Origin of the sequence: Jonesia quinghaiensis DSM 15701 (assembly GCF_000423205.1) — a bacterium.
Lineage (GTDB): Bacteria > Actinomycetota > Actinomycetes > Actinomycetales > Cellulomonadaceae > Jonesia > Jonesia quinghaiensis.
Genome location: NZ_AUHN01000005.1, coordinates 181,481 through 205,929, shown reverse-complemented (window position 1 = coordinate 205,929; position 24,449 = coordinate 181,481). Strand labels below are relative to the sequence as shown.

The window sequence follows — 24,449 nt, the reverse complement described above, 5'->3', positions numbered from 1 at the left end:
CACGTGGGAAAACATCCAACAGGTGGACGTTACATTGCTCAACTTATGGACAGGATTAGGATTGTTTCACTCGCTAACTGCCCTCGCTGAGAGTTGGTCTTCCGATGCCTCAATTGCGTTCACGCACAGTCACCCACGGACGAAACATGGCCGGCGCCCGCGCGCTTTTGCGCGCAGCAGGCGTCGACGGAAACGACTTTGGTAAACCCATTATCGCAGTGGCGAACTCCTTCACCGAGTTCGTCCCCGGCCACACCCACCTCCAACCGGTGGGGCGCATCGTCTCCGAAGCAATCAAAGCCGCCGGAGGAATCCCCCGCGAATTCAACACCATCGCCGTCGACGACGGCATCGCCATGGGCCACGGCGGGATGCTGTACTCCCTGCCCTCACGAGACCTCATTGCAGACTCTGTGGAATACATGGTCGAAGCGCACTGCGCTGACGCCCTCATCTGCATCTCCAACTGCGACAAAATAACACCCGGAATGCTCAACGCGGCCCTACGCCTCAACATCCCCACCGTCTTCGTGTCCGGTGGCCCCATGGAAGGCGGCACCGCAACACTCGTTGACGGCAAAGTCACCAAACGCCTCCACCTCGTCCACGCAATGTCCGGCGCCGTGGACGACTCCATCTCCGACGCAGACCTGCAACAAATCGAAGAAAATGCCTGCCCAACCTGCGGCTCATGCTCAGGGATGTTCACCGCGAACTCCATGAACTGCCTCACCGAGGCACTCGGTTTGGCACTGCCAGGCAACGGATCCACGCTAGCAACGCACACGGCGCGCCGCGCACTCTACGAAGACGCCGGAAAAGCAATCGTTGACATCACCAAGCGGTACTACAACGATGACGATCACTCTGTCTTGCCGCGCTCTATTGCCTCCTTCGAGGCATTCCAAAACGCCATGGCCCTCGACATCGCCATGGGCGGGTCAACCAACACCATCCTTCACCTCCTTGCCGCAGCGCAAGAAGGCAACGTACCGTTCACGATGACGGACATCGACAAACTATCCCGCAACGTCCCATGCCTCAGTAAAGTAGCCCCCAACGGGACTTACCTGATGGAAGACGTCCACCGCGCAGGCGGAGTCCCCGCAATCCTCGGCGCACTACACCGGGCCGGGCTGCTGAACACTGACGTGTCCACAGTGCACACCCCAACACTTCAACAATGGCTCTCCGACTGGGACATCCGCTCCGGCGCAACGACGGAGACAGCGCTAGAACTGTTCCATGCAGCCCCAGGTTGCAAACGCTCAGCAACAGCGTTCTCCCAGTCCGAACGCTGGGAATCCCTCGATGTTGACGGCGAAAACGGCTGCATCCGCGATGTTGAACACGCGTACTCAAAAGACGGTGGCCTCGCCGTACTGCGCGGGAACGTGGCAATCGATGGTTGCGTTGTCAAAACAGCCGGCGTCGATGAATCGATCTGGACGTTCTCTGGGCCAGCAGTTGTGGTCGAATCCCAAGAGGACGCCGTTGACGCAATCCTTAAAAAGCGCGTCACCGCTGGAGACGTTGTTGTTGTGCGATACGAAGGCCCAAAGGGTGGGCCCGGTATGCAAGAAATGCTGTACCCCACTGCGTTCCTCAAAGGCCGTGGCCTAGGCGCCAAATGCGCGCTCATCACCGACGGGCGGTTCTCCGGGGGAACATCTGGGCTGTCCATCGGGCACGTATCGCCTGAGGCTGCAGCAGGAGGCACCATCGCATTGGTTGAGGACGGTGACATCATCACCATCAACATCCCAGAACGTTCCATCATGCTTGAGGTCGATGAGGAAACCCTGGCCACACGGCGCGCAGCCCTCGAAGCAGGCGGCGGCTACAAGCCCAAAGCCCGTGAGCGTAAAGTCTCTGCTGCGCTGAAGGCGTACGCCGCGATGGCGCTGTCAGCAGACAAGGGCGCCGTGCGCGACATCTCCCAGTTCGATAACTAACCCTGCCCCTGCCCCTTCTCTTCTCGCTGCCCCTTCTCTTCTCGCGGCTTCTTTCACTGCCGAGATCCTATATATCGGCATGAGATCCTTACCCTGAGCAAGGATCTCAGCGCGATATCTAGGATCTCGGTGGCAGATGCTGAGGAGAGGCAGCCAAGACAGCCGGGGCGGGCACAAACTCTGTAACACCCAGCCGTGCCGCTTCCTGCCTCAGCTTCGCCACCACATCGTGAGGTCGCCGCAAGTCCTCCCCGATAAAACGCACCAGGTTCCACCCTGCATCACGCAGACGATGTTCACGTACCTTCTCAGCGCGTAAAGCATCGCCCACATACTTGCCGAGCCCGTCATACTCGAGCCCTAACCTCACTGCTCGAATTCCCAAGTCAAGTTCGTAATAACCTTCCTTGTGAGGCACACGTACCTGAGGTTCAAGTCCCGGAAGCCCAGCAAGTATCGCCATATAGCGCAATCGCGACTCTCCCGGCGAAGCTGATCTCGCATCGGCGAAACGGAGAACAGTTTCCGTGCGATGCCGATATCTGGGCAACAACAACGTTGAATTGATACGCAGCGCTTCGTCCCGATCAAGACCACACTGCAATGCGGCATCCGCAATAACAAATCCCTCAGCAGGAGAGAGAATTCGCAAACAATCAACAACGGTGCGCTCCAGCGTTGTCACAGCACAACCACTCAACCGTGCGACCTGTTCTGATGGGACATCGCTACGGTGTCGCCGCTCATAAGCTGACGCCCCGCCACCGTAGTGGGGGTCAGTGAGGTGTGGGCGCCCTCTTGGTGTCACAACGGGAAGGCCCCACAACAAGGCAGCCGATACATGAGAAAAAACCGCAGTATTTGGCATTGTTCCCCGTGCAGCAGAAATATCTAGAAGCATTAAATGTCTTTGCCGCGAGTAGGTTTCCAACTCCTGAAATTCGGCAGGATAACCATAAACACCCGGTCGAATACGGATTACATCTCCGCTTTTAAGGGCTTGCCGAATGCTGCCACGGCGTTCGTCCCCCAGCCGAAAAGTAACTGGAAGCACCTCCTGTGGCCGATTCCGGATGGGCCCCCTCCCCATGCGGTCTGTGTTGGGGGTCGATGAGTAACTCATGTGTGGAGGTTACGTTGATTCCTTATTCCCCCTCGCAGAACTTGCACTCACACGCCTTGTTTACTCCGGAAAACACGGGGACTGGGTGGGTGTGGACAACCCAACACACGCCGAGATCCTAGATATCGCGCTGAGATCCTCACCCTGGGCAAGGATCTCAGCGCGATATCTAGGATCTCGGCAGTAAAAGGGTAAGAAAGGAAGGGGGTAAGGAGGGGGAGGAGAAGGGAGCGGGATCGCTGAGAAACAACCGATGGACAATGCCGGCAAGAAAAACTGAAACGTTTCATTCCCCCACGCGCCCTGTCAGCAACCGCAACAGTCGATAGGATGACGAGAATCACTCGCCCGCATCGAAAGTGATCAGCATGGTCACCCCTCCCCAGCGCACCGAACCCACACCCAACACACCACCCCCAGCACGCGCACAAACCAACATCAGAAACCGTCATAGGGTTGCTGCCGTTGCCATCGCAGTGGTCCTCGGTGTGCATCTCGCCGCGATGTTTTTGTGGATTTCTCCGCGAACACCTGTCACTGACGCAGTGGACGCGCCGTTGCGCGCTTATGCGCTTCCGATGTTCCAGCAATCATGGTCACTGTTCGCCCCTGATCCAGTCCATGCCGCGTATTACTTGGAGGTACGCCGTGTGCCACAGGATCTATCTGAAACCCCGTGGGTGAGCGCTTCAGCGGTCGAGTTGGCTGGGCTTCATCATCATCTGCTTCCCACAACGGCCACGAACATCACCAACAAAACAGCGTCCCTGACCAATGAGGCACTCAACGACCTCCCCGACGATCACAAGGCACTTTTTACGTGGCATTTTCATCATGATGTGCAGACTCGACTTATCTCTGAAGGGTTAGATGGGCAGAATCCGACAACACAGTTCAATCGGGCGATGACTGTGGATAGAGCCGTCACAGCCTATGCAACCCAGTTCCTGTCAGCGCAGGGACAGTTAGTTGAAGGGGACCTTGTACAGTATCGAATTTTGCGCGTGTCTAGCCCTGACTTCGCTGACCGTGCAACGCAAGGGGTTTCGCAAACTGTGTCTTTTACTAGTGGTCGCCGGCCTCCTGAAGTATTGCCGGGACAAGATGTTGAGGCTTTTGAGCGGGCTTTGGAGGCGTTCTCGTGACTGACACCCCGACTCACACCGAGGCTCAGCGCCCCGCCCAGGGTGCGGCTCGCCAGACTGCTCAACAGATTCGGGAAGCACTTGATGCTGTACTGACACACCGTTATGGCTTGTGGGGCGCTTCTTTTCTGCGCATCCTCACCGGGGCAACGTTGCTCGTGCAGCTTGTGGTGAACTTTCCCTTTCGTAGTTACTTATGGGGGCCAGCTGCAGCGTGGTCACAGGAACTTCATGCGACTGCAGAGTTCCCTTTTCAACGTCTTATTTTTGGCCCAACGGTCTCTGCTACCAGCGTGACCGTGTGGTACGTGGTTCTCATCGTGGCTGTTGGGTGTTTCATGGTGGGGTGGCATACGCGGTTGGCCACGGCGTTGACCCTGGTACTGCACACGTGGATGACATTTTCTGATGGTATTTATCTTGACCAATCAGATAACTTTGTGCGTTTTGTTTTGGTCTATGCGCTGGGTATGTGCACGTGGGCACATTGGTCATTCGATGCTCGCCGTGTGGCACGCAGACAAGCTGCGATGGAATCTGGGGAGGCTTCTGCTTTTACCCGCAGGTGGAGTCACGTCAAAGACGGTATGGAACCGTATGTTACGGCTCTGCATAATGCTGCTTTGGCAGGGTTAGCTGCCCATATTTGCATGATTTATGTAGCGTCGGCGATGTTTAAGATTCAAGGTGACCGGTGGCAGAACGGCACAGCGGTTTTTTCACCATTGCAGATTCCCCATTTTTCACCGTTTCCTGAGCTGAGCACGCTAGCAACCATGTGGACTCTGCCAGTTGTTGTTGCCACGTACCTTGCCGTGTATGCGCAACTGTTCTTTCCGCTCATGATGCTGCACCCAGTTTTACGGAAAGTCGGCTTGGTAGCGATCATTGGCATGCACGCAAGCATCGGAGTGTTGATGGGGTTGCCATTTTTTTCGATGCTCATGTTGGCTGGCGATTCAATCTTCGTGTCATCACGCACCTACCAGCGTTGCGATAACGCGATCAGACCAGTGGTGAACCGAGTGACCGCCCGACTACGACGCATTTTCCGCCGGGGAAAAACGCCGGTTCGTGCAGCGACACCCCCGGGGGCTACTTCTTCTCAGCCTTCTGATGGTAGGTCCCCTGCGCAGCCCCAAGCCCCTGTGTGAGGATCATTTCGACGCAGTCCGCTGAGTCGTTGAGCAAGTGCGGGAGTTCTTTAAGTTCTGTGCCACCGAAGTTCCTGAGCACGAAGTCGGCGACTTCCATGCGCCCTGGGGGCCGTCCAATCCCACCGCGTACACGGATGTAGTCTTTGGTGCCCAGTGCTTTGGTGATGTCTTTGAGGCCGTTGTGGCCACCTTCTCCCCCACCGATTTTGCATTTGAGTTCACCGAAGGGGATGTCGAGTTCGTCATGCACCACAATGATGTTGTGTGGTTCGACGTTGTAGTAGGCACTGAGTGCTGCTACTGGCCCGCCGGAAACATTCATGTAGGTTCGTGGTTTTGCGAGAATCACTGCTGGCCCGGGCCGCCCTCCTGGAAGGACACCTAGCCGGGCTTGGGCTACCTGTGCGTTGCTCCGGTGGTTGGAAAACGATGCGGATGCTCGCTGCGCCAACACGTCAAGCACCATGTGGCCGAGGTTGTGTCGGTTTGCAGCGTACTGCGGCCCTGGGTTCCCCAAACCGACAACGAGGCAGGTCTCATCTGGGTTTGGAATGGGGTGGCTCATTTTTTCTCCACGAGTCTTTACAGTGATACAGCGAAGGTGCCTGCTCCGGTGGGGCAGGCACCTTCGTGACTGATGGTGTGTCAGCGTGAGTTGTATGGGCTCACACTGATCAGGTGCACTTACTCAGCTGATGCGTCTGCATCATCTTCGTTGTTGTGGACCTCGTTGACCACAAGCAGAACCTGCTCAGGGTCGTTGGTGATTTTCTGACCGGCTGGAAGAACAGCGTCCTTCACGTGAAGCACGGTGCCAGCGGTGAGGCCGTCAACAGATACCTCGACGTGCTCTGGCAGTACTGACACGTCAGCTTCAACGGAGATCTTGAGGAGCTCAAGTGTGGTTTGGGTACCGGGCTCTGGCTCACCGATGAGGACAACTGGAACCTCAACGATGGTGGTGTCTCCACGCTCAACGGAGATGAAGTCGATGTGTTCGATAACGCGGCCGATTGGGTCACGCTGAACGTCCTTGATGATGACGGTCTTGATGTCACCGTCAAGGTCAAGGCTGATGAGCGAGGTGCGGTGGTTCTTCACTGTCAGGAAGGTCTCGTGACCGTCGAGCAGGATGTGTGTTGCAGCTGAGCCCTGCGAGTAGATGACTGCAGGAACCTGGCCGTCACGGCGTGCTTGGCGGGCGGCACCCTTACCGAATGCGGTGCGGGTAGATGCTGCAAGTTTGAAGTCAGACATGCTTTTCCTTACGTGTTGGACGCGATTGCGTGGGGTTGTCTTACCTCGAGGCAACGGGCGCGCAAGCGCGGTCCGCCCAGTCGATAACGGAGTTCGCTGTCTGGCTGACAGCCTCTCCCTCGCCGAGGCACGCTTTTCAGTATATCTAAGGTCTACGAGTTGCCGTCAAACAGTGATGTAACTGACCCGTCTGCGAAGACTTCTTCGATGGCACGGGCAAGTAGTGGTGCAATGGAGAGCACTGTGAGTTGGTCAAATCGCTTGTCGGCGGTGATGGGAAGCGTGTCTGTCACGACTACTTCGCGGGCACCACATTCAGAAAGTCTGCGGGCAGCTGGGTCAGAGAGCACACCGTGGGTTGCTGCGACGATGACATCTTTTGCGCCGGATTCCAAACACACCCGAACGGCCTCGGCAATGGTGCCGCCGGTGTCGATGAGGTCATCAACAAGCACACAGGTGCGCCCATCAACGTCTCCGACAACACGATTCGCAATGGATTGGTTGGGCTTGTTGATGTCACGGGTTTTGTGAACAAAAGCCAGCGGATTTCCACCAAGTTTTGCCGCCCACTTTTCGGCGACCTTTATACGGCCTGCGTCTGGTGAGACAACGGTGACGTTCGACAAGTCAACACGGGTACGCACATAGTCGGTGAGCAGCGGCATTGCCCACAGGTGGTCAACTGGCCCGTTGAAGAACCCTTGAAGTTGAGCAGTGTGAAGGTCAACACTCATCATGCGGTCTGCGCCAGCGACCTCGTACATGTCTGCGAGAAGGCGGGCTGAAATTGGTTCACGGCCTTTGTGTTTTTTGTCTTGGCGCGCGTATCCGTAAAACGGCAAAACTACCGTGATGGTTTTGGCCGATGCCCGCTTGAGTGCATCGACCATGATCATTTGTTCCATGATCCACTGGTTAATGGGGGCGGTGTGCGATTGCAGAACGTAAACGTCTGCACCACGGACACTTTCTCCAAAGCGGACGTAGATCTCACCGTTGGCGAAGTCATAGGCAGACGTTGGGAGGAGGTCTGTCCCCAATTCCTGTGCGACTGATGCCGCCAGCTCAGGGTGTGCGCGGCCTGACACAAGAACGAGTCGTTTTGTGCCATCAGGGGACATGATGCCGGTCATAAGTTATTTGGTTCCTTCATCAGGGGCTGAAGCATGTGGAACAGCGCGTCCAGAGTCTGTGGCCTCTGCAGCAGAGGGCACAGGGTGATCGGACACAGTTCCAGCCTGCGCGAGCTCAGCTCGAGCTTGCGCACCGAGGGTTGGGCTGGTTGGAGAGACATCCTCACGGTGTGCAGCGGCAGCTTGGGCTGCTGCCGTGCCGGTCCGACGTCGCTCTACCCAACCATCAATGTTACGTTGCGAAGCCGCTGACACGGCAAGGCTTCCTGAGGGAACGTTTCTGCGAACTACTGTTCCAGCAGCGGTGTAAACACCGTCTCCCAAGTGCACAGGGGCAACAAAGAGCGAATTTGCGCCTGTCCGCGCGTGGGAACCCACCGTAGAGTGGTGTTTCTTCACGCCGTCATAGTTGACAAAGATTGAGCCAGCACCAATGTTCGTTTCTTCACCAATGGTGACGTCACCGGCATAACTGAGGTGTGGAATTTTGGACCCGTCACCGATCGTAGCGTTTTTGGTTTCCACGAATGTTCCAATTTTGCCGCGTTCGCCAAGTGTTGTTCCTGGTCGAAGGTAGGCAAAAGGCCCAACGGTCGCTCCGGCCCCGATGTCGGATTGCGATCCGTGAGTACGGATAACTGTGGCACCTTCACCAACGCGCACTGATTCCAGTGTGGTGTCGGGGCCAATAGTTGCCCCAGTGCTCACTACGGTGTCACCGTGCAGTTGCGTGTTAGGGAGTAGCGTCACGTCAGATGTGAGTTCAACTTGAACGTCAATCCACGTTGTTGACGGGTCAACAATGGTGACGCCTTCACGCATCCAAGCGTCGACGATGCGCCGGTTGAATTCTGCGCGAAGAACCGCGAATTGTGCCCGGTCGTTTGCGCCTTCAACAAGCCAAGGGTCATCTGTACGCACTGCGCGCACTGCGCCGCCTTCATGGCGGGCGAGGGCTAGAACGTCGGTGAGGTATACCTCGCCTTGTGCGTTGTCTGTGGTGACTTCACCGAGCGCGCGACGTAGCACGGAGGCATCGAACACATAGATAGAGGAGTTAATTTCGCGGATCTCGCGCTGCTGCGCAGTTGCGTCTTTGTGTTCCACGATGCCCGCAACAGAACCATCGGATTCGCGCAAAATACGCCCGTACCCTGTGGCGTCATCAAGTTCTGTGGTGAGAACGGTAACGGCGTTGCCATCAGTGGTGTGGGCGTCGAGTAGTTCAGTGAGCGTTTCAGCGTCAAGCATTGGAACGTCACCAGCGATCACAACGACCGGGCCGGTGAGGCCTTCGGACAGGCCGCGGCCCTCGTGTCCCTCAGCCACGCCTGCAGCTGCTTCAGCTGCGTGGACAGTTGCATCCAGCACGCTCACTGCGCATTGCACGGCTCGCCCGGTGCCGGGCACGTCATCTTGGTCAACGATCAAGATGCTGGGGTCAATGGTTTGTGCGTGCTCGGCGACGAGGTCGCGGCGGTGACGGACAACAACGGCGATCCGTTGTGGGTCAAGACCGTGAGCTGCTGAAATTGCGTGCCCAAGCATGGATCTACCTGCGAGAGTATGAAGGACTTTGGGCACTGCGGATTTCATCCGCGTGCCCTCACCTGCTGCGAGAATAATAACTGCGGCGGGTTGAGCGATTGTCACGCGGACTCTCCCAAACTGTGGAGGAAGTTATGCACGGCTGACTTGAACATCGCTAAGAGATGAAACAAGTTGCTCCGCCCCCAGGACTCGAACCTAGACTAAGGGCACCAAAAACCCCTGTGCTGCCGATTACACCAAGGCGGAACGACCACGATGAGCTAATGCTCAGCGGCCTCAACAGATACTAGTCTATGTCAGCCGGTGTTACGAGGTCGAACTCAATAATGCCAGTTCCTTGTTCAATCCCCAAGTCAGGTGCGGCATGATGGGGGTGTGGCTGCTGACAATAAACGTCCTGGACGTTCCCGAATGACCGCACACGAGCGACGCGAACAGCTTGTGGCAGTGAGTCGAGCACTGTTCGCTGAGAAGGGCTTTGAAGGAACCAGTATCGAGGAGATTGCAGCGCGCGCAACAGTCTCAAAACCCGTGGTGTATGAACACTTTGGCGGCAAAGAAGGCGTCTATGCGGTGGTTGTTGATCGTGAAATTCAGTCCCTCACAGGAGCCCTTACTGGGGCTCTCGATAAGGGCGGACACCCCAAAGTTATTGTCGAACGTATGACCTTTGCCCTTTTGGATTACATTGAAACCAATGAGTCCGGTTTCCGCGTTTTAGTCCGCGACTCACCTGTGGCACAAGCCACAGGATCTTTTTCAAGTTTGATCGGCGATGTCGCCACAGAAGTCGAACATTTGCTCGCAGAGCAATTCCGCCGCCGCGGCCTTGACCCTCGCACCGCGCCCATCTACGCTCAGATGCTCGTTGGCATGGTCGCGCTCACCGGGCAACACTGGCTCGATGCCCGTCAACCCAAAAAAGATGAAGTCGCCGCACACTTGGTGAACCTCGCGTGGAACGGCCTTGCCGGGTTGGAACGTAAACCCTGCTTAGTTGGCGAACAGACTGACTCCACCAAAAAGCTTTAGCGCTCAATCACTCTTGGGCGCATGGCAAGAACCAAAGTTGCCCCCTGCACTGGCCCATACCCAACTGTTGGGAAGGTCCTTTCCACCCAAAGTATGAGGTGGAGGTCACGGCTAGGTTGTTAATGTCGAGGAGAACATTCCCTCAACTTTGGATGGCCCATGCGTCTGGACATAGACAATCTCACCAAAAATTATGGTGACCTCAAGGCCCTCGACAACCTGACGTTCAGTGTCGACTCGGGCGAAATTTTCGGCTTCGTTGGTTCAAACGGTGCCGGAAAGTCCACCACCATGCGCATCGCCCTTGGTGTTCTTGACGCCACTGCGGGCGAGGTGCGCTGGGATGGTCGCCCCATTGATTTCGCCTCCCGCCAACGCATCGGGTACATGCCCGAGGAGCGCGGTCTCTACCCAAAAATGAAGGTTGGCGATCAGCTCACCTACCTCGCCAAACTCCACGGACTGTCCTCAAAAGCAGCAGAAACAGCCATGGAGGAATGGACTGAGCGCCTCGGTATCGCCGAACGCCGTAAGGACCTCGTGCAATCACTGTCACTGGGAAACCAGCAGCGCGTTCAACTCGCGGCCGCTCTCGTTCACGACCCAGATGTCCTCATTCTGGATGAACCATTCTCGGGTCTCGACCCGGTAGCAGTTGATGTGATGAGCAACGTGCTTATCGACAAAGCACGCTCCGGGGCACCTGTGATCTTCTCGTCCCACCAGCTGGATCTCGTCGAGCGCCTGTGCACACGCATCGGGATTATCCGAGCCGGGTCAATGGTGGCTGTCGGCACAGCTGATGAACTTCGGGCACGTGGCGGCGATCGGTGGGCGTTGACCTTTACCCAGGCAACACCCAACGCTCCATGGCTCGCCGGGTGGGAAGGGATCGACGTCTTAGAAACCTCAGACAAGAGCATCACTTTCCTTGTTACACAACCTGGCGCACAACACTCGTTGCTTGCCGCTGCCACTGCCATCGGTGACGTGGAGTTCTTTGGGCGGGCTCGTATCCCCCTTGCAGATCTCTTCCGTGACGCCGTTACTACCGCGCCCAAGGAGTCCTGATGCAATCCACACAACTGTCCTCGCTCACCGCGATCCGCCTTGTTGCAGGGCGTGAACTTCGCGTTCACCTGCGGAACAAAGCCATGATCATTAGCACGCTCGTTATGGTGGTGCTCATTGTTGGTGGGTTGTTTGCAGCAAACTTCTTTGGAAACCAAGAACAATCCATCGAGTACGGCGTAACCTCCAGCACGGAAGAGGTTGGTCAAGCAACACAGTCAGTTCTTGAATCGCAAGGCATCACCGTTGATGTCACAACCTACTCAGATGAAGCACAAGGCCGCACCGCAGTCAGTGACGGTGAGATCAGTGCACTGATTACCGGCAGTGGCTCAGATATCACAGCGGTCGTTAATGAGAGCGTAGATTCCGACCTCAACACTGCTCTCGCGAGTGTGATCCAGCAAACCAAAATCAGCGAGTTGGCGCAGTCAGCTGGGGTGTCTCCAGACGACATCAACAGCGTGTACTCACTCACTGAGGTTCCTTTTGAATCACTAGACCCACCTGCAGAAATCGACGGATCACAGATCCTCGTCGGGTTTATTGTCGGGTTCTTGCTGTACCTCGGAATCTTTGGTGGCGGCATGTCCGTTGCGCAAGGTGTTGTTGAAGAGAAGTCATCTCGAGTTGTTGAGGTTCTCCTCGCCTCTGTGCGCCCCTGGCAACTCCTCACCGGTAAGGTGATCGGGATTGGTTTGGTCTCACTCCTGCAAGTTGGAATCTACGTGGGAGCGGGTGTCGCGGCTGCAACAGCCTTTGGCCTGACCGAAGACATCACGTTGGACCTCAACGCCATTGGCGCGTGGGTGCTGGTGTGGTTCTTGCTCGGCTACATCATCTACGCACTGGTATTCGCCGCGCTTGGGGCGCTGGTTTCGCGCCAAGAGGACCTTGGTTCCGTCATCCCGATTCCGATGTTCATCGTCATTGCGGCGTACATCATCGGCGTGTCCGTGGCACCAAGCGACCCAGACTCCCCTGTGGTGACGATCGCCTCATACATTCCGTTTACATCACCAATCGTGATGCCGATCCGGTCCGCATACGGTGTGGCAAGCACCGTTGAAGTGTTCGCAGCTCTCGCGGCAGCAGTCATCACCATCCCGATTCTGCTGTGGATCTCTTCCAAGATTTACTCCAACGCAGTACGACGTTCAGGCGCCCGAATCAAACTCAAGGATGCCCTCAAGGCAGCCTGATACCTCAACCTGCGTGCACCACGGAGTCCAGGCCGTGTGTTTGCGCACGTTGTGCCCCTACCGCCCATCGCTCACGGAATCCCGTGGCCGGTGGGCGGTAGTCTTCTCCTATGTCGAGTTTGCATGACCGGGTGGTCGATTCCCTGGGCCGGGAGATTGTCCACGGCACCATCAGCCCGGGCACGATCATGCTCGCAGAGAACCTTGAACAGCGTTACGGGGTGTCGCGCTCTGTTATCCGTGAAGCTTTGAGGGTGCTGCAGTCGTTAGGGCTTATCGAGTCTGTGAAGCGCTTGGGCATTCGGGTGCGTGGGTTGGAACGCTGGAACGTCCTCGATCCCATTGTTGTGCGGTGGCGGCTCGCTGGCCCTGACCAAGGCGCGCAGTTACGTTCCTTAACAGAGCTGCGCGAAACCGTTGAACCGGCTGCTGCTGCCTTGGCAGCGCAACACGCGCATCGAGAAGCTGCGGACACACTTGTGGAACTGGCAGCGGCGATGCGTACTGCCGGTGAAGCGGGTGACCGCACGTTGTTTTCTGCCCTGGATATCGATTTTCACCGCACTGTGTTGCGGGCTTCAGGTAATGAAATGTTTGCCCGCCTCGATGAGGCGATTGGTGAGGTCATTCGAGGACGCACCGTGCATGGCATGATGCCGGAGCACCCCGCTGAGATCACCCTTGCCCGCCACGAAGAAGTGGCCCGCGCCATTGCTCAAGGGCGGGCCACCGATGCCCGCGAGGCGATGGAAACCATCATGCAGCGCACCTCACGGGAACTCGATCCCATTTGGGAAGACTCACCCCGCCACTTCCTTTAAATCAGACTTATAATGGTGACGAGTACCTGAACGTTGCCATCTTCACGGCAGAACACAAGGAGCATTCGTGTCTCAAGCACAGGCAAACATCGGCGTTGTCGGCATGGCGGTCATGGGGTCAAACCTCGCCCGCAACCTCGCATCCCGCGAAGGCAACACCGTCGCGATCTACAACCGCTCAGTCGACAAAGCACACGCTGTGGCCGATGCCCACCCCGAAGCGGGCTTCCTCGTCGCTGAGTCCGTTCAAGAGTTCGCAGAAAAACTAGCCCGCCCTCGCACCGCCATCATCATGGTGAAAGCCGGCGGAGCGACCGACGCTGTGATCAACCAACTCGTGGAGGTTTTCGAACCCGGCGACATCATTGTCGACGGCGGAAACGCACTGTTCACCGACACCATCCGCCGCGAAAAAGCTGTCCGTGAAACAGGCATCCACTTTGTTGGTGCCGGTATTTCCGGTGGTGAAGAAGGCGCCCTCAACGGCCCTTCCATCATGCCAGGCGGCACAAAAGAGTCCTACGCGACCCTTGGCCCCATCCTCTCCACCATTGCCGCAATTGCTGAAGGTGAACCCTGCGTCACACACGTTGGTAGCGACGGCGCGGGGCACTTTGTGAAGATGATCCACAACGGCATCGAATACGCTGACATGCAGCTCATCGCTGAGGCATACGACCTGCTCCGTAACGTCGCCGGTTTGGGTGCGGCAGAAATCGCTGACGTGTTCGACGAGTGGAACCGCGGTGAGTTGGAGTCCTACCTCATCGAGATCACCGCTGAGGTTCTTCGCCAAGTTGACGCTGACACCGGTGCTCCACTGGTTGATGTCATCCTTGACCAGGCAGGTTCCAAGGGAACCGGCGTGTGGACTGTGCAAACCGCACTCGGGCTTGGTGTTCCTGTCTCAGGGATCGCTGAGGCTGTTTTTGCCCGCGCACTATCCTCCAAGCCAGCGCAACGCGCTGCATCACGTGAACTTCCCGGTGGCACAACCGTTGCCATTGATGACCGTGCCGCATTCATCGAAGATGTCCGCCAAGCACTCTACGCATCGAAGATTGTTGCCTACTCGCAAGGGTTCGACGCCATCATTGAGGGCGCTAAAGAGTACGGTTGGGACATCAAAAAGGGTGACATCGCGAAGATCTGGCGCGGCGGTTGCATCATCCGTGCGCAGTTCCTCAACCGCATCACTGAGGCGTACGCGCAAGATCCAGACCTCGTTGTGTTGCTTGCCGCACCGTACTTCCGTGACGCTGTGACAGCGACCCAGGAGGCATGGCGCCGCACCGTTATCACCGCCGTCCAGGCCGGATTGCCAACCCCGGCGTTCTCCTCATCGCTGGCGTACTACGACGGGTTACGCGCCGAGCGCCTGCCAGCATCTTTGGTTCAAGGGCAGCGTGACTTCTTCGGTGCACACACCTACAAGCGCACCGACCGTGAGGGCACTTTCCACACTTTGTGGTCTGGTGACCGCAGCGAAATCATCGCAGAAGACGCACACTAAACCGTAAGGGTTGTCAGGGCTGGTACCGGCTTCAGGCCGGTGCCAGCCCTGTGTGTTGTCCACTGTCACGTACGCACCGTCCAGCTAGGGGGTGCGTCAAGATTCTCGACATCAAGTAACATCAGGGTTATGACTGAGCATGATGACGTGGACCGCATTATTGCGGCGTGGGAGCGGGAACGGCCTGACCTTGATGTGTCACCGTTTGCGTTGCTGTCACGCATCAGCCGCCTGGACCGCTACCTTGACCGGGTGCGACGTTCGGTGTTTGTGGCAAACGGCATGGAAACGTGGGAGTTCGATGTGCTGGTGGCGTTGCGCCGTTCCGGTGCGCCGTACACGCTGTCGCCCGGCGCCTTGGTCACACACACAATGGTCACCTCAGGGACAATGACGAACCGCATTGACCGGTTAGAGAGTCGCGGCCTGGTGCGCCGTAAGCCCTCCCCCGATGACCGGCGCGGGGTTCTCGTTGAACTCACCGACGCAGGGATGCGCCTCGTCGATCAGGCGTTGGCACAACTATTAGACATCGAACACCGGGCGGTCAACGCCCTCAGCCCGCAGCAACGCAAAGATGGGGCAGACATTCTGCGAACCCTCATGCACCAGTTCGAAAACCTCGCCTAAGGTACAGCGCCACCCCGCACGCAACCACAAAAACAACTGCGCCAACACTCATCAACAGGGTGTCACGTGGCAGCGCAGGGTAACCCATAATTCCCTGTGTTAGCCAGCGATTTCAGAGGCTTCCAACCACTGCATTTCCAGGCTTTCACGCTCAGCGGCAAGTTCCTTCAGTTGAGCATCCAGCGCCGCAGTGCGTTCATAGTCAGTCGCGTTGGCTGCCATGTCCGCGTGAACTTTCGCTTCGAGCTCTTCAATCTTCGCGAATCGCCGTTCAATGCGGCTAATTTCCTTCTTCGCAGCTCGCATCTCTGCGCTACTCGCACCCGAGTTACCCGAACTGTTAGCACCAGAACCACCGTTGCCAGCAGATCCCGACCCGGATGAAGCAAGGCGCGCATCGTGCGGGGCACTACCTGACTTTCCACCAGACTTACCCCGGCCAGGGCCACGCTGCTTCGCCGCAGCAGCAGACAACTTCAAGTACTCATCAACGCCACCAGGCAGGTGGCGCATGTTTCCGTCAATGACCGCGTACTGCTGGTCAGTGACACGCTCGAGGAAGTACCGGTCGTGGGAGATGACCAGCAATGTGCCAGGCCACGTGTCGAGGAGGTCCTCCATGGCGGCAAGCATGTCAGTGTCAAGGTCGTTTGTTGGCTCATCAAGGATCAGAACGTTTGGTTCATCAAGGAGCAGCAACAAAAACTGTAGGCGACGCTTTTGACCACCGGAAAGGTCTTTCACCGGGGTAGATAGTTGCGTTGTGGTGAATCCCAGGCGCTCCAACATTTGGCCCGGTGTCATCTCTTTGCCACCCGTGACATACGCGGTGCGTTTGCGGGCAATGACATCTGAAACCCGGTCCTGGGCGACCTCGCGCAAACCTTCAAGCTCTTGGTTAAGTGTCGCAACCTGCACGGTTTTTCCGTGTTTTACCCGCCCAATGGTGGGGCTGAGTTCACCGGTTACCAGTTTCAGCAGGGTCGACTTCCCGGCACCGTTCACTCCAAGAATCCCGGTGCGCTCCCCTGGCGCGATCCGCCAGGTCACATCACGCAGAACCTCATTGTCGCCGTAGGCGAAGCCAGCATCAATGATGTCCACAACGTCTTTACCCAGGCGTGCGGTGGCCATCTGAGACAGTTCAATGGGGTTACGTACGGGCGGTTCATCAGCGATCAGTTGGTTGGCTGCTTCAATACGGAACTTGGGTTTAGATGTTCGTGCTGGTGCACCGCGGCGCAACCAGGCAAGTTCTTTGCGTAGAACGTTTTGGCGTTTCGTTTCGGCTAGTGACGCCTGACGGTCGCGTTCTACACGCTGCAAAATGTAGGCAGCGTACCCGCCCTCAAAGGGGTCAATGATGCGGTCGTGAACTTCCCACGTCAGGTTACACACCTCATCGAGGAACCACCGGTCGTGGGTGACTACAAACAGGCCGCCTTGGCTGGCTGGCCACCGGCGTTTCAGGTGCTGCGCCAACCACGTAATGCCCTCCACGTCGAGGTGGTTCGTGGGCTCATCTAGGGCAATAACATCCCAGTCACCGGCGAGTAGCCGGGCAAGTGCGACACGGCGCCGTTGCCCACCAGACAGGTCACCCACACGGGCATCCCACTCAAGGTCAGGGACCAGACCGGCCAGAACATCGCGAATTTTTGGGTCAGAGGCCCACTCGTGGTCAGCAGCATCGCCCACAATGGCGTGCCCCACGGTGTCATCTTGGTCGAGGGTGTCAGTTTGGTCCAACACTCCCACGTGCACACCATTACGCCAGGTCACGCGCCCTGAGTCGGGTTCGATGCGTTGGGCAAGGATTTTCAGCAAGGACGACTTGCCATCGCCGTTACGCCCAACGATTCCGATGCGGTCGCCTTCGTTAATACCGATCGTTACGGAGTCGAACACGACCTTCGTCGGGAATTCGAGGTGGATTGCTTCTGCGCCAAGTAGGTGTGCCATCGTGTCCATTTTCTCACGGACCCAGGTAAGGCTGCGCCCCTCCGTGCAGCCTCCCCTCTCTTTTCCCTCCATCCGTTCCCCCCTATCCTGCCCTTCTCCTTCACATCGAAAGTGGGATTGTGCCCACTTTCCCTTTCGAAAGTGGGCACAATCCCACTTTCGATCGGGGTGGGAGACGTTGGATGCGGAAGCGATCGGGTGGGGGCGTGGGAAGTTGGAGGTCGACGTAGGCGCTTCAGAGCAGCCGCGCGGGCGATGTGCAAAGTTCGCGCCATCTGTCGGTAAACTTCTCAGTGATGTCTCAGTCACTACACACCCAAGTTGTTGAGTCCCTTGGCCGCAAAATTGTTCGCGGAGAACTGTCCCGGGGCGCTGTTGTGCGCGCTGAGGTACTTGAAAGCGAATATGGGGTGTCCCGTGGTGTGATTCGTGAGGCGTTACGCTCGTTGGCGTTGTTGGGCCTCACCGAATCTGTGAAGAGCGTGGGTGTGCGGGTGCGTGACCGGATTCACTGGAATCCGTACGCGCGAGAAATTATTCGTTGGCGTTTAGCTGAGAACGACCTCGGCGCACAACTGCGAGCATTAACCGAGTTACGGTCCGCTGTGGAACCAGTGGCCGCCGCACTAGCAGCGCAACACGCCCCAGATGAACTCAGCGGGCGGCTCATGGAAATCGCCGCCCGTATGCGCACCGTTGGTCGTTCTGGGGATCTTCACACTTTTGAGGCCCTCGACATTGAGTTCCATGCGTTAGTGCTGGTGGGGTCCGGCAACGAAATGTTTGCGCACCTCGACATCCCCATCGCTGAAGTCCTCAAAGGACGCACCGAGTTAGGTCTCATGCCCGAGCGCCCCCACGAAGAAGCCCTGCAATGGCATGTGGATGTTGCCGACGCCATCCAGGGGCGCCGCCCGCGCGAAGCCCGTGAAGCGATGGACAAAATTGTGGAGCGCACCATCGCGGAAATCGAACAGATATGGAGCGATGTTCCACGGATCTACCCACCCGCCGATGCTTAAAATCACGCACAATACAAGGTGGGGTTGAGCATCTGCTGCTCAACCCCACCTTGTCCCCCTCGCCTACAGGCGCCCACCTCTCGCTAGTGCGTGAAGTCGAGCAACACCTTGCAGGATTGTGATGCGTCGAGGGCTTGTTCTAACCCACTGACCGCATCACGAGCATGAACCACATGTGTGATGACAGGGGCAATAGGGAGCGACCCGTCAGCCAACGCCGTGATGACATCATCGATTTCGTGAACGAACCGGAATGAGCCCACCAGGGTGACTTCCTTCACTGTTGCGAGAGCAACTGGTGCGGGTTGGTCACCTGGTGGCAACAACCCCACTAACACAACAGTGCCTGCTGGCTTGGCACCAGCAATAGCTGCTGCCAACCCAAATTGATTCCCTGAGGATTCAAACACCACATCTGCTGCCACAGCGGCAATAGCTTCGTTGTCTGATGCCAGAAGTGTGGCGTCGGCCCCCACTGCTTGTGCCGTGTTGAGCGCGGTGCTGTGTACATCAGTGGCGGTAATGTGCGCGGCTCCGGCCCGGCGTGCAACGGCAACAATGAGGGAACCGATGGGCCCTGACCCGATAACCAGTACTGACTTTCCGGTGAGGTCCCCGGCACGGTTCACCGCATGCCACGCAACTGCGGCTGGTTCTGCTAGAGCCGCTGTTTTGAGGTCCAGCCCTTGAGGCAAGGGCCGCAGCATGTGCGTGGGCAGGGCAACAAAGCGAGCAAATGCACCGTCGGTGTGCGGGTGGCGGGCCGCACTTCCCAGGTAGGTGCCGTCACTTGCCAGGTTGTTGTGACCATCTGGCCACGTACCGTTCCAGGTCGCGGGGTGCACGGTGACTGGTGTTCCGGCTGCTGGGCCGGAACCGTCTTGTGCGGCGCTTACTACTGTTCCAGACACTTCGTGGCCAAGGAGCATCGGGGATTTCAGGATTGATTGCCCGGCTGCTCCTTTTGTCCAGTAGCCAAGGTCTGATCCGCAAATCCCGCCGTATGCAATCTCGATGATCGCTTCGTGAGGTTGTGGGGTGGGTGTTGGGAGTTCGTCTACCCGGACGTCGTGTGCCGTGTGGGCAACAACACCGTAGTTCTGCGATGTGTCAGGCATGGTTTTCCCTCCGTTACACAATCACCGTCATGCCGCCGTCAACAAAGATCACTTGACCATTGACGAAGGCGGAGGCGGGTGAGGACAACCAAATCGCTGGGCCCACAATGTCATCGGTGGTGCCCCACCGGTGCGCTGGGGTGCGCCCAAGGATCCAGGAGTTGAACTGTTCGTCATCAACGAGTTTTTGGGTCATCTCGGTGTGAATGTACCCCGGTGCGATGGCGTTGATTTGGATGCCGTGTGACGCCCACTCAGCTGTCATTGCGCGGGTGAGGTTACGGATCCCACCTTTTGACGCCGTGTATGCGCCGATGGTTGGGCGGGCTAGATCAGTTTGCACAGACGCAATGTTGATGATTTTGCCTGCACCGCGTTCGATCATGCCGCGGGCCACTGTTCGCCCCACCAAGAAAGCGCTGGTGAGGTTGGTGGTGATGACTCGTTCCCAATCTTCGACAGCGAGGTCAAGGAGGGGGACGCGGTGTTGGATTCCAGCGTTGTTCACGAGGACATCAATGGGGGCGATGTCCTGTTCCATGCTCTCGATAGCTTGGGTGACAGCGGCGTCATCAGTGACGTCGAAAGCGTACGCTGCTACCCGGTCATCGCCGTATTGGGTTGCGAACTCGGCGCGGGTTACTTCAAGGCGTTCGGTATTCACACCATTAAGCACGATGCGCGCTCCGGCCTCAGCAAGCCCGTGTGCGATTGCTTTGCCGATGCCTCGGCTTGACCCAGTCACCAGTGCGGTTTTCCCGGTGAGGTCGAACAGTGCTGATGTCATGATTCTCCTTCAGTAGTGCGCGGCGAGCTGGGGTTAAACGGCGGAGGCGATGGCGTAGATGATCACCGCTCCAGCAAAACCGACCACACCGATGATGGCTTGACCGACGGTCCAGGTTTTCAGGGTTGTTTTGGTGTCCAGTTCGAAGAAGCGGGAAACCAACCAGAATCCAGAGTCGTTGACGTGTCCAGCAAAAACAGAGCCGGCAGCTAGGGCAATGACGATGGCAGCCACTTGGACGGCGTTGAAGTCTGCGTTGTCCAGAACCAATGGCTGCACAATTGCTGCTGCAGTGGTCAGGGCCACGGTCGCTGAACCTTGGGCGACACGGATCGCTGCGGCAATGATGAACCCTGCTGCGATGACTGGCATGCCTGCTTGTTCCAGTGAGGAGGCAATAGCATCACCAATACCTGATGCACGCAGCACCCCACCGAACATGCCACCGGCACCGGTGATCAAAATGATTGAGCACACTGGGCCCAGCGCGGAGTCCACAACTTTCTCAACCAGTTTGCCGTCTTTTCCTTGGGTCCAGCCCAGTAGGAGCATCGCAAAGCCCACCGTAATGAGGAGAGCAACAGGGGTTTCACCGAGGAGTCGCAGAGCTTGAACCCAGGTGTCTTCCAAGGACACCATGCCAGCAGTTGCGGCCATGTTGAGTCCAGTGTTGAGGAAGATCAGCCCCAAGGGCAGCAACAGCAGGAACATGATGGTGCCAAGACGCGGCGCAGACTCGAACTCGTTGTCTTGACCGGCATCACCCAAGATGGTGGGAACGGGGAATACGTACCGGTTACCAACCCAGCGACCAAAGGCATAGCCAACAACGGCCCAGGCGGCGAGAGCCACAATGAGGCCAAGGATCAGGACAAGCCCAACTTGTGCGCCAAGAAGACCGGATGCCGCAACGGGACCGGGGTGTGGTGGCACAAAGATGTGCATCACGGAGAACGCGGTTGCTGCAGGGAACGCGTACTTCAGCACGCCACCACCGAGGCGGCGGGCCACGGTGAAGATGATGGGCAGCATCACAACGAGCCCGGCGTCGAAGAAGATGGGGAATCCGAAGAGCAGTGATGCCACGGATAGTGCGAGCGGTGCTCGTTTTTCACCAAACGTTTTGATGAGGGAGTTGGTGAGTACTTGGGCGCCGCCAGAGAGTTCCAGCATGCGGCCCAGCATCGCGCCGAGTCCCACAAGTAACGCCACGGAGGCGAGAGTTGAACCGAACCCGGACGTCATCGTCGGCACGATGCTCCCGGCTGATATTCCGGTAGCAATGGCGGTCAGAAGGCTTACGGTGATCAGCGCGAGGAATGCGTGGACGCGCAGTTTCATGATGAGTACAAGCAGAAGGGCAATGGCCCCTACGGCAACGAGCAGGAGTCCGCCGGTGGACAGCTGCCAGTTGAAGACGATGTCGTTCATCGTTGTCCTAACTGTGAGGTGATGGACCTGACGACGTCGTCAGGTCCATCAGTGACGTCAACGACGAACCCCTGTTCTTGCGGGCTGAGGGGTTCGAGCGTTCCATATTGAGAGTCCAACAGTGTGGTGGGCATGTACTCGTGCTCGCGGTGGGAAAGCCGCTGCGCAATGAGGTCTTGCACACCGTTGAGGTGCACGAAGGTGAGTTCGGGGACAATGGATCGCATTGCGTCCCGGTACTTTTTCTTCAGGGCCGAACAGGCAACGACGATGTTGTTCCCTTGTACTTGGTGTTCTGCAATGGTGTGGGCGATGGTCCGCAGCCAGGGTTCGCGGTCTGAGTCGTCTAGGGGGGATCCGCTTGCCATTTTCGCTTTGGCTTGTGGGGTGTGGAGGTCATCTCCGTCGATGAAAGGTACACCCAACGCTTCTGCGAGGAGTGCACCGATCGTAGATTTCCCGGAACCTTGAACTCCCATAACGATCACGGGCGCGACACTGCTGTCAGGCATGCTGAACACTCCATTGGGTTGAACACGTAAGTAATATTTAGACCCTTGCGCTAGATGCTAAATCATACTTACCGACGGTGGCAAGCGTGCAGGCCAGGGCCGTGCCAGCCTATGAACAGTCTGGGACGTGAGCAACCGGTAGGAAAGAGAGAGAGTAAAGAGCGAGATTAGAGCAGGTGCGCGCCACGCACCGGGGCACCTGCCACAAGGGCATCGGCGCACACACCTTCAGCAATAAGTTGCTCAGCGATGCTCTGCGCATGCTCGCGGCTACGCGCCAACGCAGCAGTAGTAGGGCCAGACCCAGACACCAGAACACCCAACGCACCACATTCAAGCATCACATCCAACGTGAGTTGTAAGTCTGGTGCCATATCAAGAGCGGCAGGCTGCAAGTCATTGTGCAACGCCTCCCCCAGAGCCACAGCGTCACCGTCATGAATGGCGTTATACAGGGCAGTGTTGGCAGCATCATCTAGGGCAGGCACGTCAGGGAACAGCGCATCAAAGCGCTGGAACACCGAAGGGGTGGAAAGACCCATCGACCGCAACGCGAAAACCCACGTGAACTCTCCACCACATGGCAGCGCATGCAGGTCATCGCCCTTGCCATAACCCACAGCTGTTCCCCCGAACAAACTGAAGGGAACATCCGCCCCGAGTTGAGCCCCTAATTCACGGAGCCTCTCGTCAGAAAGATCAAGGCGCCACAGCGCATTTAATGCAACGAGGGTCGCAGCAGCATCTGCTGAGCCACCAGCCATGCCACCAGCCACCGGAACGGTTTTGGTAATCGTGATGTTCGCACCACCGGTATGCCCCGTTTCGTGTTGCAACAACCGGGCCGCACGGGTCACCAAGTTTGATTCGCCCAACGGCACGTATCGCGCCCCCACGCCCTGCACAGTAAGCAGGATCTGGTCATCGATGCGCGGGCTCGCTGTGACTTCCTCAAACAGGTTAACCGCTTGGAACACGTTAATCAGCGGGTGATAGCCGTCCTCACGCACAGGCCCAACCCGCAACGAAAGATTGACCTTCCCAGGGGCGCGCGCAGTGACCTGTGCAGGTGAGTGACGCGACAACTCAACAGGAGACGGCGAGGCAACTCGAGCATCGCTACTCCCCGCTTCAGCGGGCCCAAAAAGTTCCGCTGCGACCCGCGCGAAATCGTGGACATCCAGTTGTTCGCCGCGCGCCATCGGCGAAACACCTGCTGCCTCTAAAACTTCCGATGCACGGGCACTAGACCCAGCAATACCCGACAACGCTTGGCGTAGCGTTTTCCGTCGCTGCGCGAACGCAGCGTCCACGACAGCAAAAACGTCCTCACGCCGCGCTGGAGTGTTCACCGGCATCGTGCGTTGTAAGTACACCAACGCCGAATCAACGTTGGGGGCGGGCCAGAAAACGTTACGCCCCACCTTCATGGCGCGGGACGCTTTCCCATACCAAGCAAGTTTCACCGAGGGCGAGCCATAGACCCGGGAACCGGGCTCAGCGACCAACCGGTCTGCCACTTCTCGCTGCACCATCACCATGATGGTTTCAAGATTGTCGAAACGCTCCAGCAAGGTCAACAAGATAGGAACTGACACGTTGTACGGCAGGTTCGCCACAAGTGCCGAGGGAGGAACCCCAGGCAGTTGTGTGACATCAAGGGCGTCCGCTTCCACCACAGTTAATCGTTGCGCCGAACCAGGCTGGCACGCCTCAACGGTGCCAGGCAATTCCACGGCTAGTGGGGTGTCTAACTCAATGGCTGTGACTCTGCACCCGGCCTCTAACAGGCCCAGTGTTAAAGAGCCAAGGCCTGGCCCCACCTCAAGCACTTGTTGGTCAGCTTCCACCCCGGAGAGGCGAACGATTTTGCGCACAGTTCCGGCATCGTGAAGGAAGTTTTGCCCCTTTGTTTTCGTGGGGGTGACACCAAAACGCTCTGCGAGCTCCCGGATGTGTGCGGGACCAAGCAGAGCGTTCGGTGAAGTGTTCATGGCAGAAGCCTAGTAGGTTAACTGCCCTAT

21 protein-coding genes and 1 tRNA gene are annotated in these 24,449 nt (G+C 57.6%); 10 read left to right on the top strand and 12 right to left on the bottom strand.

The genetic code is table 11. The features are described 5' to 3' along the window. The first annotated feature begins 104 nt into the window (after positions 1–104). Positions 105–1,955: a dihydroxy-acid dehydratase gene (gene ilvD / locus G538_RS0104160; RefSeq protein ID WP_029068335.1), complete on the top strand. Its 1,851-nt coding sequence runs from the start codon at positions 105–107 to the stop codon at positions 1,953–1,955. Positions 1,956–2,073: 118 nt separating this feature from the next. Here ilvD and G538_RS0104155 read toward each other — a convergent pair whose 3' ends face one another. Then, entirely contained in the window at positions 2,074–2,856 is a 783-nt protein-coding gene (locus tag G538_RS0104155; protein ID WP_029068334.1) for a hypothetical protein, read from the bottom strand. Positions 2,857–3,446: 590 nt separating this feature from the next. Here G538_RS0104155 and G538_RS17220 point away from each other — a divergent pair. Continuing rightward, the gene (locus G538_RS17220; protein WP_051196561.1) at positions 3,447–4,223 is read left to right on the top strand and encodes a DUF5819 family protein; all 777 of its coding nucleotides are present in this window, start codon (positions 3,447–3,449) and stop codon (positions 4,221–4,223) included. Beyond that, positions 4,220–5,377 (top strand): HTTM domain-containing protein, encoded by a 1,158-nt coding sequence (locus G538_RS0104140; protein ID WP_029068332.1) that lies wholly within the window; start codon positions 4,220–4,222, stop codon positions 5,375–5,377. The genes G538_RS17220 and G538_RS0104140 overlap by 4 nt, the downstream gene beginning before the upstream one ends. Here G538_RS0104140 and pth read toward each other — a convergent pair. From pth to G538_RS0104115, 5 genes are all read right to left on the bottom strand, one after another. Next, a complete protein-coding gene (pth, locus tag G538_RS0104135; protein WP_051196560.1) occupies positions 5,319–5,945 on the bottom strand; it encodes an aminoacyl-tRNA hydrolase in 627 nt (208 codons plus the stop codon). The genes G538_RS0104140 and pth overlap by 59 nt on opposite strands. Positions 5,946–6,064: 119 nt before the next feature. Next, positions 6,065–6,637, bottom strand: coding sequence for a 50S ribosomal protein L25/general stress protein Ctc (locus G538_RS14970; protein WP_035833188.1), 573 nt, complete (start codon positions 6,635–6,637; stop codon positions 6,065–6,067). Positions 6,638–6,789: 152 nt separating this feature from the next. Next, positions 6,790–7,773 (bottom strand): ribose-phosphate diphosphokinase, encoded by a 984-nt coding sequence (locus tag G538_RS0104125; RefSeq protein ID WP_029068330.1) that lies wholly within the window; start codon positions 7,771–7,773, stop codon positions 6,790–6,792. Positions 7,774–7,776: 3 nt separating this feature from the next. Then, positions 7,777–9,426 (bottom strand): bifunctional UDP-N-acetylglucosamine diphosphorylase/glucosamine-1-phosphate N-acetyltransferase GlmU, encoded by a 1,650-nt coding sequence (glmU, locus tag G538_RS0104120; RefSeq protein ID WP_029068329.1) that lies wholly within the window; start codon positions 9,424–9,426, stop codon positions 7,777–7,779. A gap of 72 nt (positions 9,427–9,498) precedes the next feature. Beyond that, positions 9,499–9,570, bottom strand: a tRNA-Gln gene (locus tag G538_RS0104115). A gap of 165 nt (positions 9,571–9,735) precedes the next feature. Here G538_RS0104115 and G538_RS0104110 point away from each other — a divergent pair. From G538_RS0104110 to G538_RS0104085, 6 genes are all read left to right on the top strand, one after another. Further along, complete coding sequence (locus tag G538_RS0104110; protein WP_029068328.1) at positions 9,736–10,356, top strand: TetR/AcrR family transcriptional regulator; 621 nt, start codon at positions 9,736–9,738, stop codon at positions 10,354–10,356. Positions 10,357–10,515: 159 nt separating this feature from the next. Then, the gene (locus tag G538_RS0104105; protein ID WP_029068327.1) at positions 10,516–11,427 is read left to right on the top strand and encodes an ABC transporter ATP-binding protein; all 912 of its coding nucleotides are present in this window, start codon (positions 10,516–10,518) and stop codon (positions 11,425–11,427) included. Next, positions 11,427–12,629, top strand: a complete 1,203-nt coding sequence (locus tag G538_RS0104100; RefSeq protein ID WP_029068326.1) for an ABC transporter permease — start codon at positions 11,427–11,429, stop codon at positions 12,627–12,629. Before G538_RS0104105 ends, G538_RS0104100 begins: the two co-directional genes overlap by 1 nt. Positions 12,630–12,739: 110 nt before the next feature. Continuing rightward, complete coding sequence (locus G538_RS0104095) at positions 12,740–13,450, top strand: FadR/GntR family transcriptional regulator (protein ID WP_029068325.1); 711 nt, start codon at positions 12,740–12,742, stop codon at positions 13,448–13,450. A gap of 67 nt (positions 13,451–13,517) precedes the next feature. Further along, a complete protein-coding gene (gndA, locus tag G538_RS0104090; RefSeq protein WP_029068324.1) occupies positions 13,518–14,963 on the top strand; it encodes an NADP-dependent phosphogluconate dehydrogenase in 1,446 nt (481 codons plus the stop codon). A 129-nt stretch (positions 14,964–15,092) separates the two neighbouring features. Continuing rightward, a complete protein-coding gene (locus tag G538_RS0104085; RefSeq protein ID WP_029068323.1) occupies positions 15,093–15,593 on the top strand; it encodes a MarR family winged helix-turn-helix transcriptional regulator in 501 nt (166 codons plus the stop codon). Between the two features lie 99 nt (positions 15,594–15,692). Here the strand turns inward: G538_RS0104085 and G538_RS0104080 are convergent, their stop codons facing one another. Beyond that, positions 15,693–17,555 (bottom strand): ABC-F family ATP-binding cassette domain-containing protein, encoded by a 1,863-nt coding sequence (locus G538_RS0104080; RefSeq protein WP_029068322.1) that lies wholly within the window; start codon positions 17,553–17,555, stop codon positions 15,693–15,695. A gap of 296 nt (positions 17,556–17,851) precedes the next feature. On the opposite strand from G538_RS0104080, the gene G538_RS0104075 reads away from it, so the two are divergent. Further along, a complete protein-coding gene (locus tag G538_RS0104075; protein ID WP_029068321.1) occupies positions 17,852–18,577 on the top strand; it encodes a FadR/GntR family transcriptional regulator in 726 nt (241 codons plus the stop codon). A gap of 83 nt (positions 18,578–18,660) precedes the next feature. Here the strand turns inward: G538_RS0104075 and G538_RS0104070 are convergent, their stop codons facing one another. The 5 genes from G538_RS0104070 to G538_RS18500 form a co-directional block, all read right to left on the bottom strand. Then, positions 18,661–19,695 (bottom strand): zinc-binding dehydrogenase, encoded by a 1,035-nt coding sequence (locus G538_RS0104070; protein ID WP_029068320.1) that lies wholly within the window; start codon positions 19,693–19,695, stop codon positions 18,661–18,663. A gap of 13 nt (positions 19,696–19,708) precedes the next feature. Then, complete coding sequence (locus G538_RS0104065) at positions 19,709–20,482, bottom strand: glucose 1-dehydrogenase (RefSeq protein ID WP_029068319.1); 774 nt, start codon at positions 20,480–20,482, stop codon at positions 19,709–19,711. A gap of 33 nt (positions 20,483–20,515) precedes the next feature. Then, positions 20,516–21,913 (bottom strand): GntP family permease, encoded by a 1,398-nt coding sequence (locus G538_RS0104060; protein ID WP_029068318.1) that lies wholly within the window; start codon positions 21,911–21,913, stop codon positions 20,516–20,518. Continuing rightward, complete coding sequence (locus G538_RS0104055) at positions 21,910–22,425, bottom strand: gluconokinase (RefSeq protein ID WP_029068317.1); 516 nt, start codon at positions 22,423–22,425, stop codon at positions 21,910–21,912. Before G538_RS0104055 ends, G538_RS0104060 begins: the two co-directional genes overlap by 4 nt. 167 nt (positions 22,426–22,592) lie before the next feature. After that, the gene (locus G538_RS18500) at positions 22,593–24,419 is read right to left on the bottom strand and encodes a 4-(cytidine 5'-diphospho)-2-C-methyl-D-erythritol kinase (protein ID WP_425402173.1); all 1,827 of its coding nucleotides are present in this window, start codon (positions 24,417–24,419) and stop codon (positions 22,593–22,595) included. Positions 24,420–24,449 lie beyond the last annotated feature (30 nt).

Coding starts and splice junctions, on each gene's coding strand:
- ilvD (WP_029068335.1), top strand. CDS start 105: ATGCCTCAATTGCGTTCACGCACAGTCACCCACGGACGAAACATGGCC.
- G538_RS0104155 (WP_029068334.1), bottom strand. CDS start 2,856: ATGCTTCTAGATATTTCTGCTGCACGGGGAACAATGCCAAATACTGCG.
- G538_RS17220 (WP_051196561.1), top strand. CDS start 3,447: ATGGTCACCCCTCCCCAGCGCACCGAACCCACACCCAACACACCACCC.
- pth (WP_051196560.1), bottom strand. CDS start 5,945: ATGAGCCACCCCATTCCAAACCCAGATGAGACCTGCCTCGTTGTCGGT.
- G538_RS14970 (WP_035833188.1), bottom strand. CDS start 6,637: ATGTCTGACTTCAAACTTGCAGCATCTACCCGCACCGCATTCGGTAAG.
- G538_RS0104125 (WP_029068330.1), bottom strand. CDS start 7,773: ATGACCGGCATCATGTCCCCTGATGGCACAAAACGACTCGTTCTTGTG.
- G538_RS0104110 (WP_029068328.1), top strand. CDS start 9,736: ATGACCGCACACGAGCGACGCGAACAGCTTGTGGCAGTGAGTCGAGCA.
- G538_RS0104105 (WP_029068327.1), top strand. CDS start 10,516: ATGCGTCTGGACATAGACAATCTCACCAAAAATTATGGTGACCTCAAG.
- G538_RS0104100 (WP_029068326.1), top strand. CDS start 11,427: ATGCAATCCACACAACTGTCCTCGCTCACCGCGATCCGCCTTGTTGCA.
- G538_RS0104095 (WP_029068325.1), top strand. CDS start 12,740: ATGTCGAGTTTGCATGACCGGGTGGTCGATTCCCTGGGCCGGGAGATT.
- G538_RS0104085 (WP_029068323.1), top strand. CDS start 15,093: ATGACTGAGCATGATGACGTGGACCGCATTATTGCGGCGTGGGAGCGG.
- G538_RS0104080 (WP_029068322.1), bottom strand. CDS start 17,555: ATGGCACACCTACTTGGCGCAGAAGCAATCCACCTCGAATTCCCGACG.
- G538_RS0104075 (WP_029068321.1), top strand. CDS start 17,852: ATGTCTCAGTCACTACACACCCAAGTTGTTGAGTCCCTTGGCCGCAAA.
- G538_RS0104070 (WP_029068320.1), bottom strand. CDS start 19,695: ATGCCTGACACATCGCAGAACTACGGTGTTGTTGCCCACACGGCACAC.
- G538_RS0104065 (WP_029068319.1), bottom strand. CDS start 20,482: ATGACATCAGCACTGTTCGACCTCACCGGGAAAACCGCACTGGTGACT.
- G538_RS0104060 (WP_029068318.1), bottom strand. CDS start 21,913: ATGAACGACATCGTCTTCAACTGGCAGCTGTCCACCGGCGGACTCCTG.
- G538_RS0104055 (WP_029068317.1), bottom strand. CDS start 22,425: ATGCCTGACAGCAGTGTCGCGCCCGTGATCGTTATGGGAGTTCAAGGT.
- G538_RS18500 (WP_425402173.1), bottom strand. CDS start 24,419: ATGAACACTTCACCGAACGCTCTGCTTGGTCCCGCACACATCCGGGAG.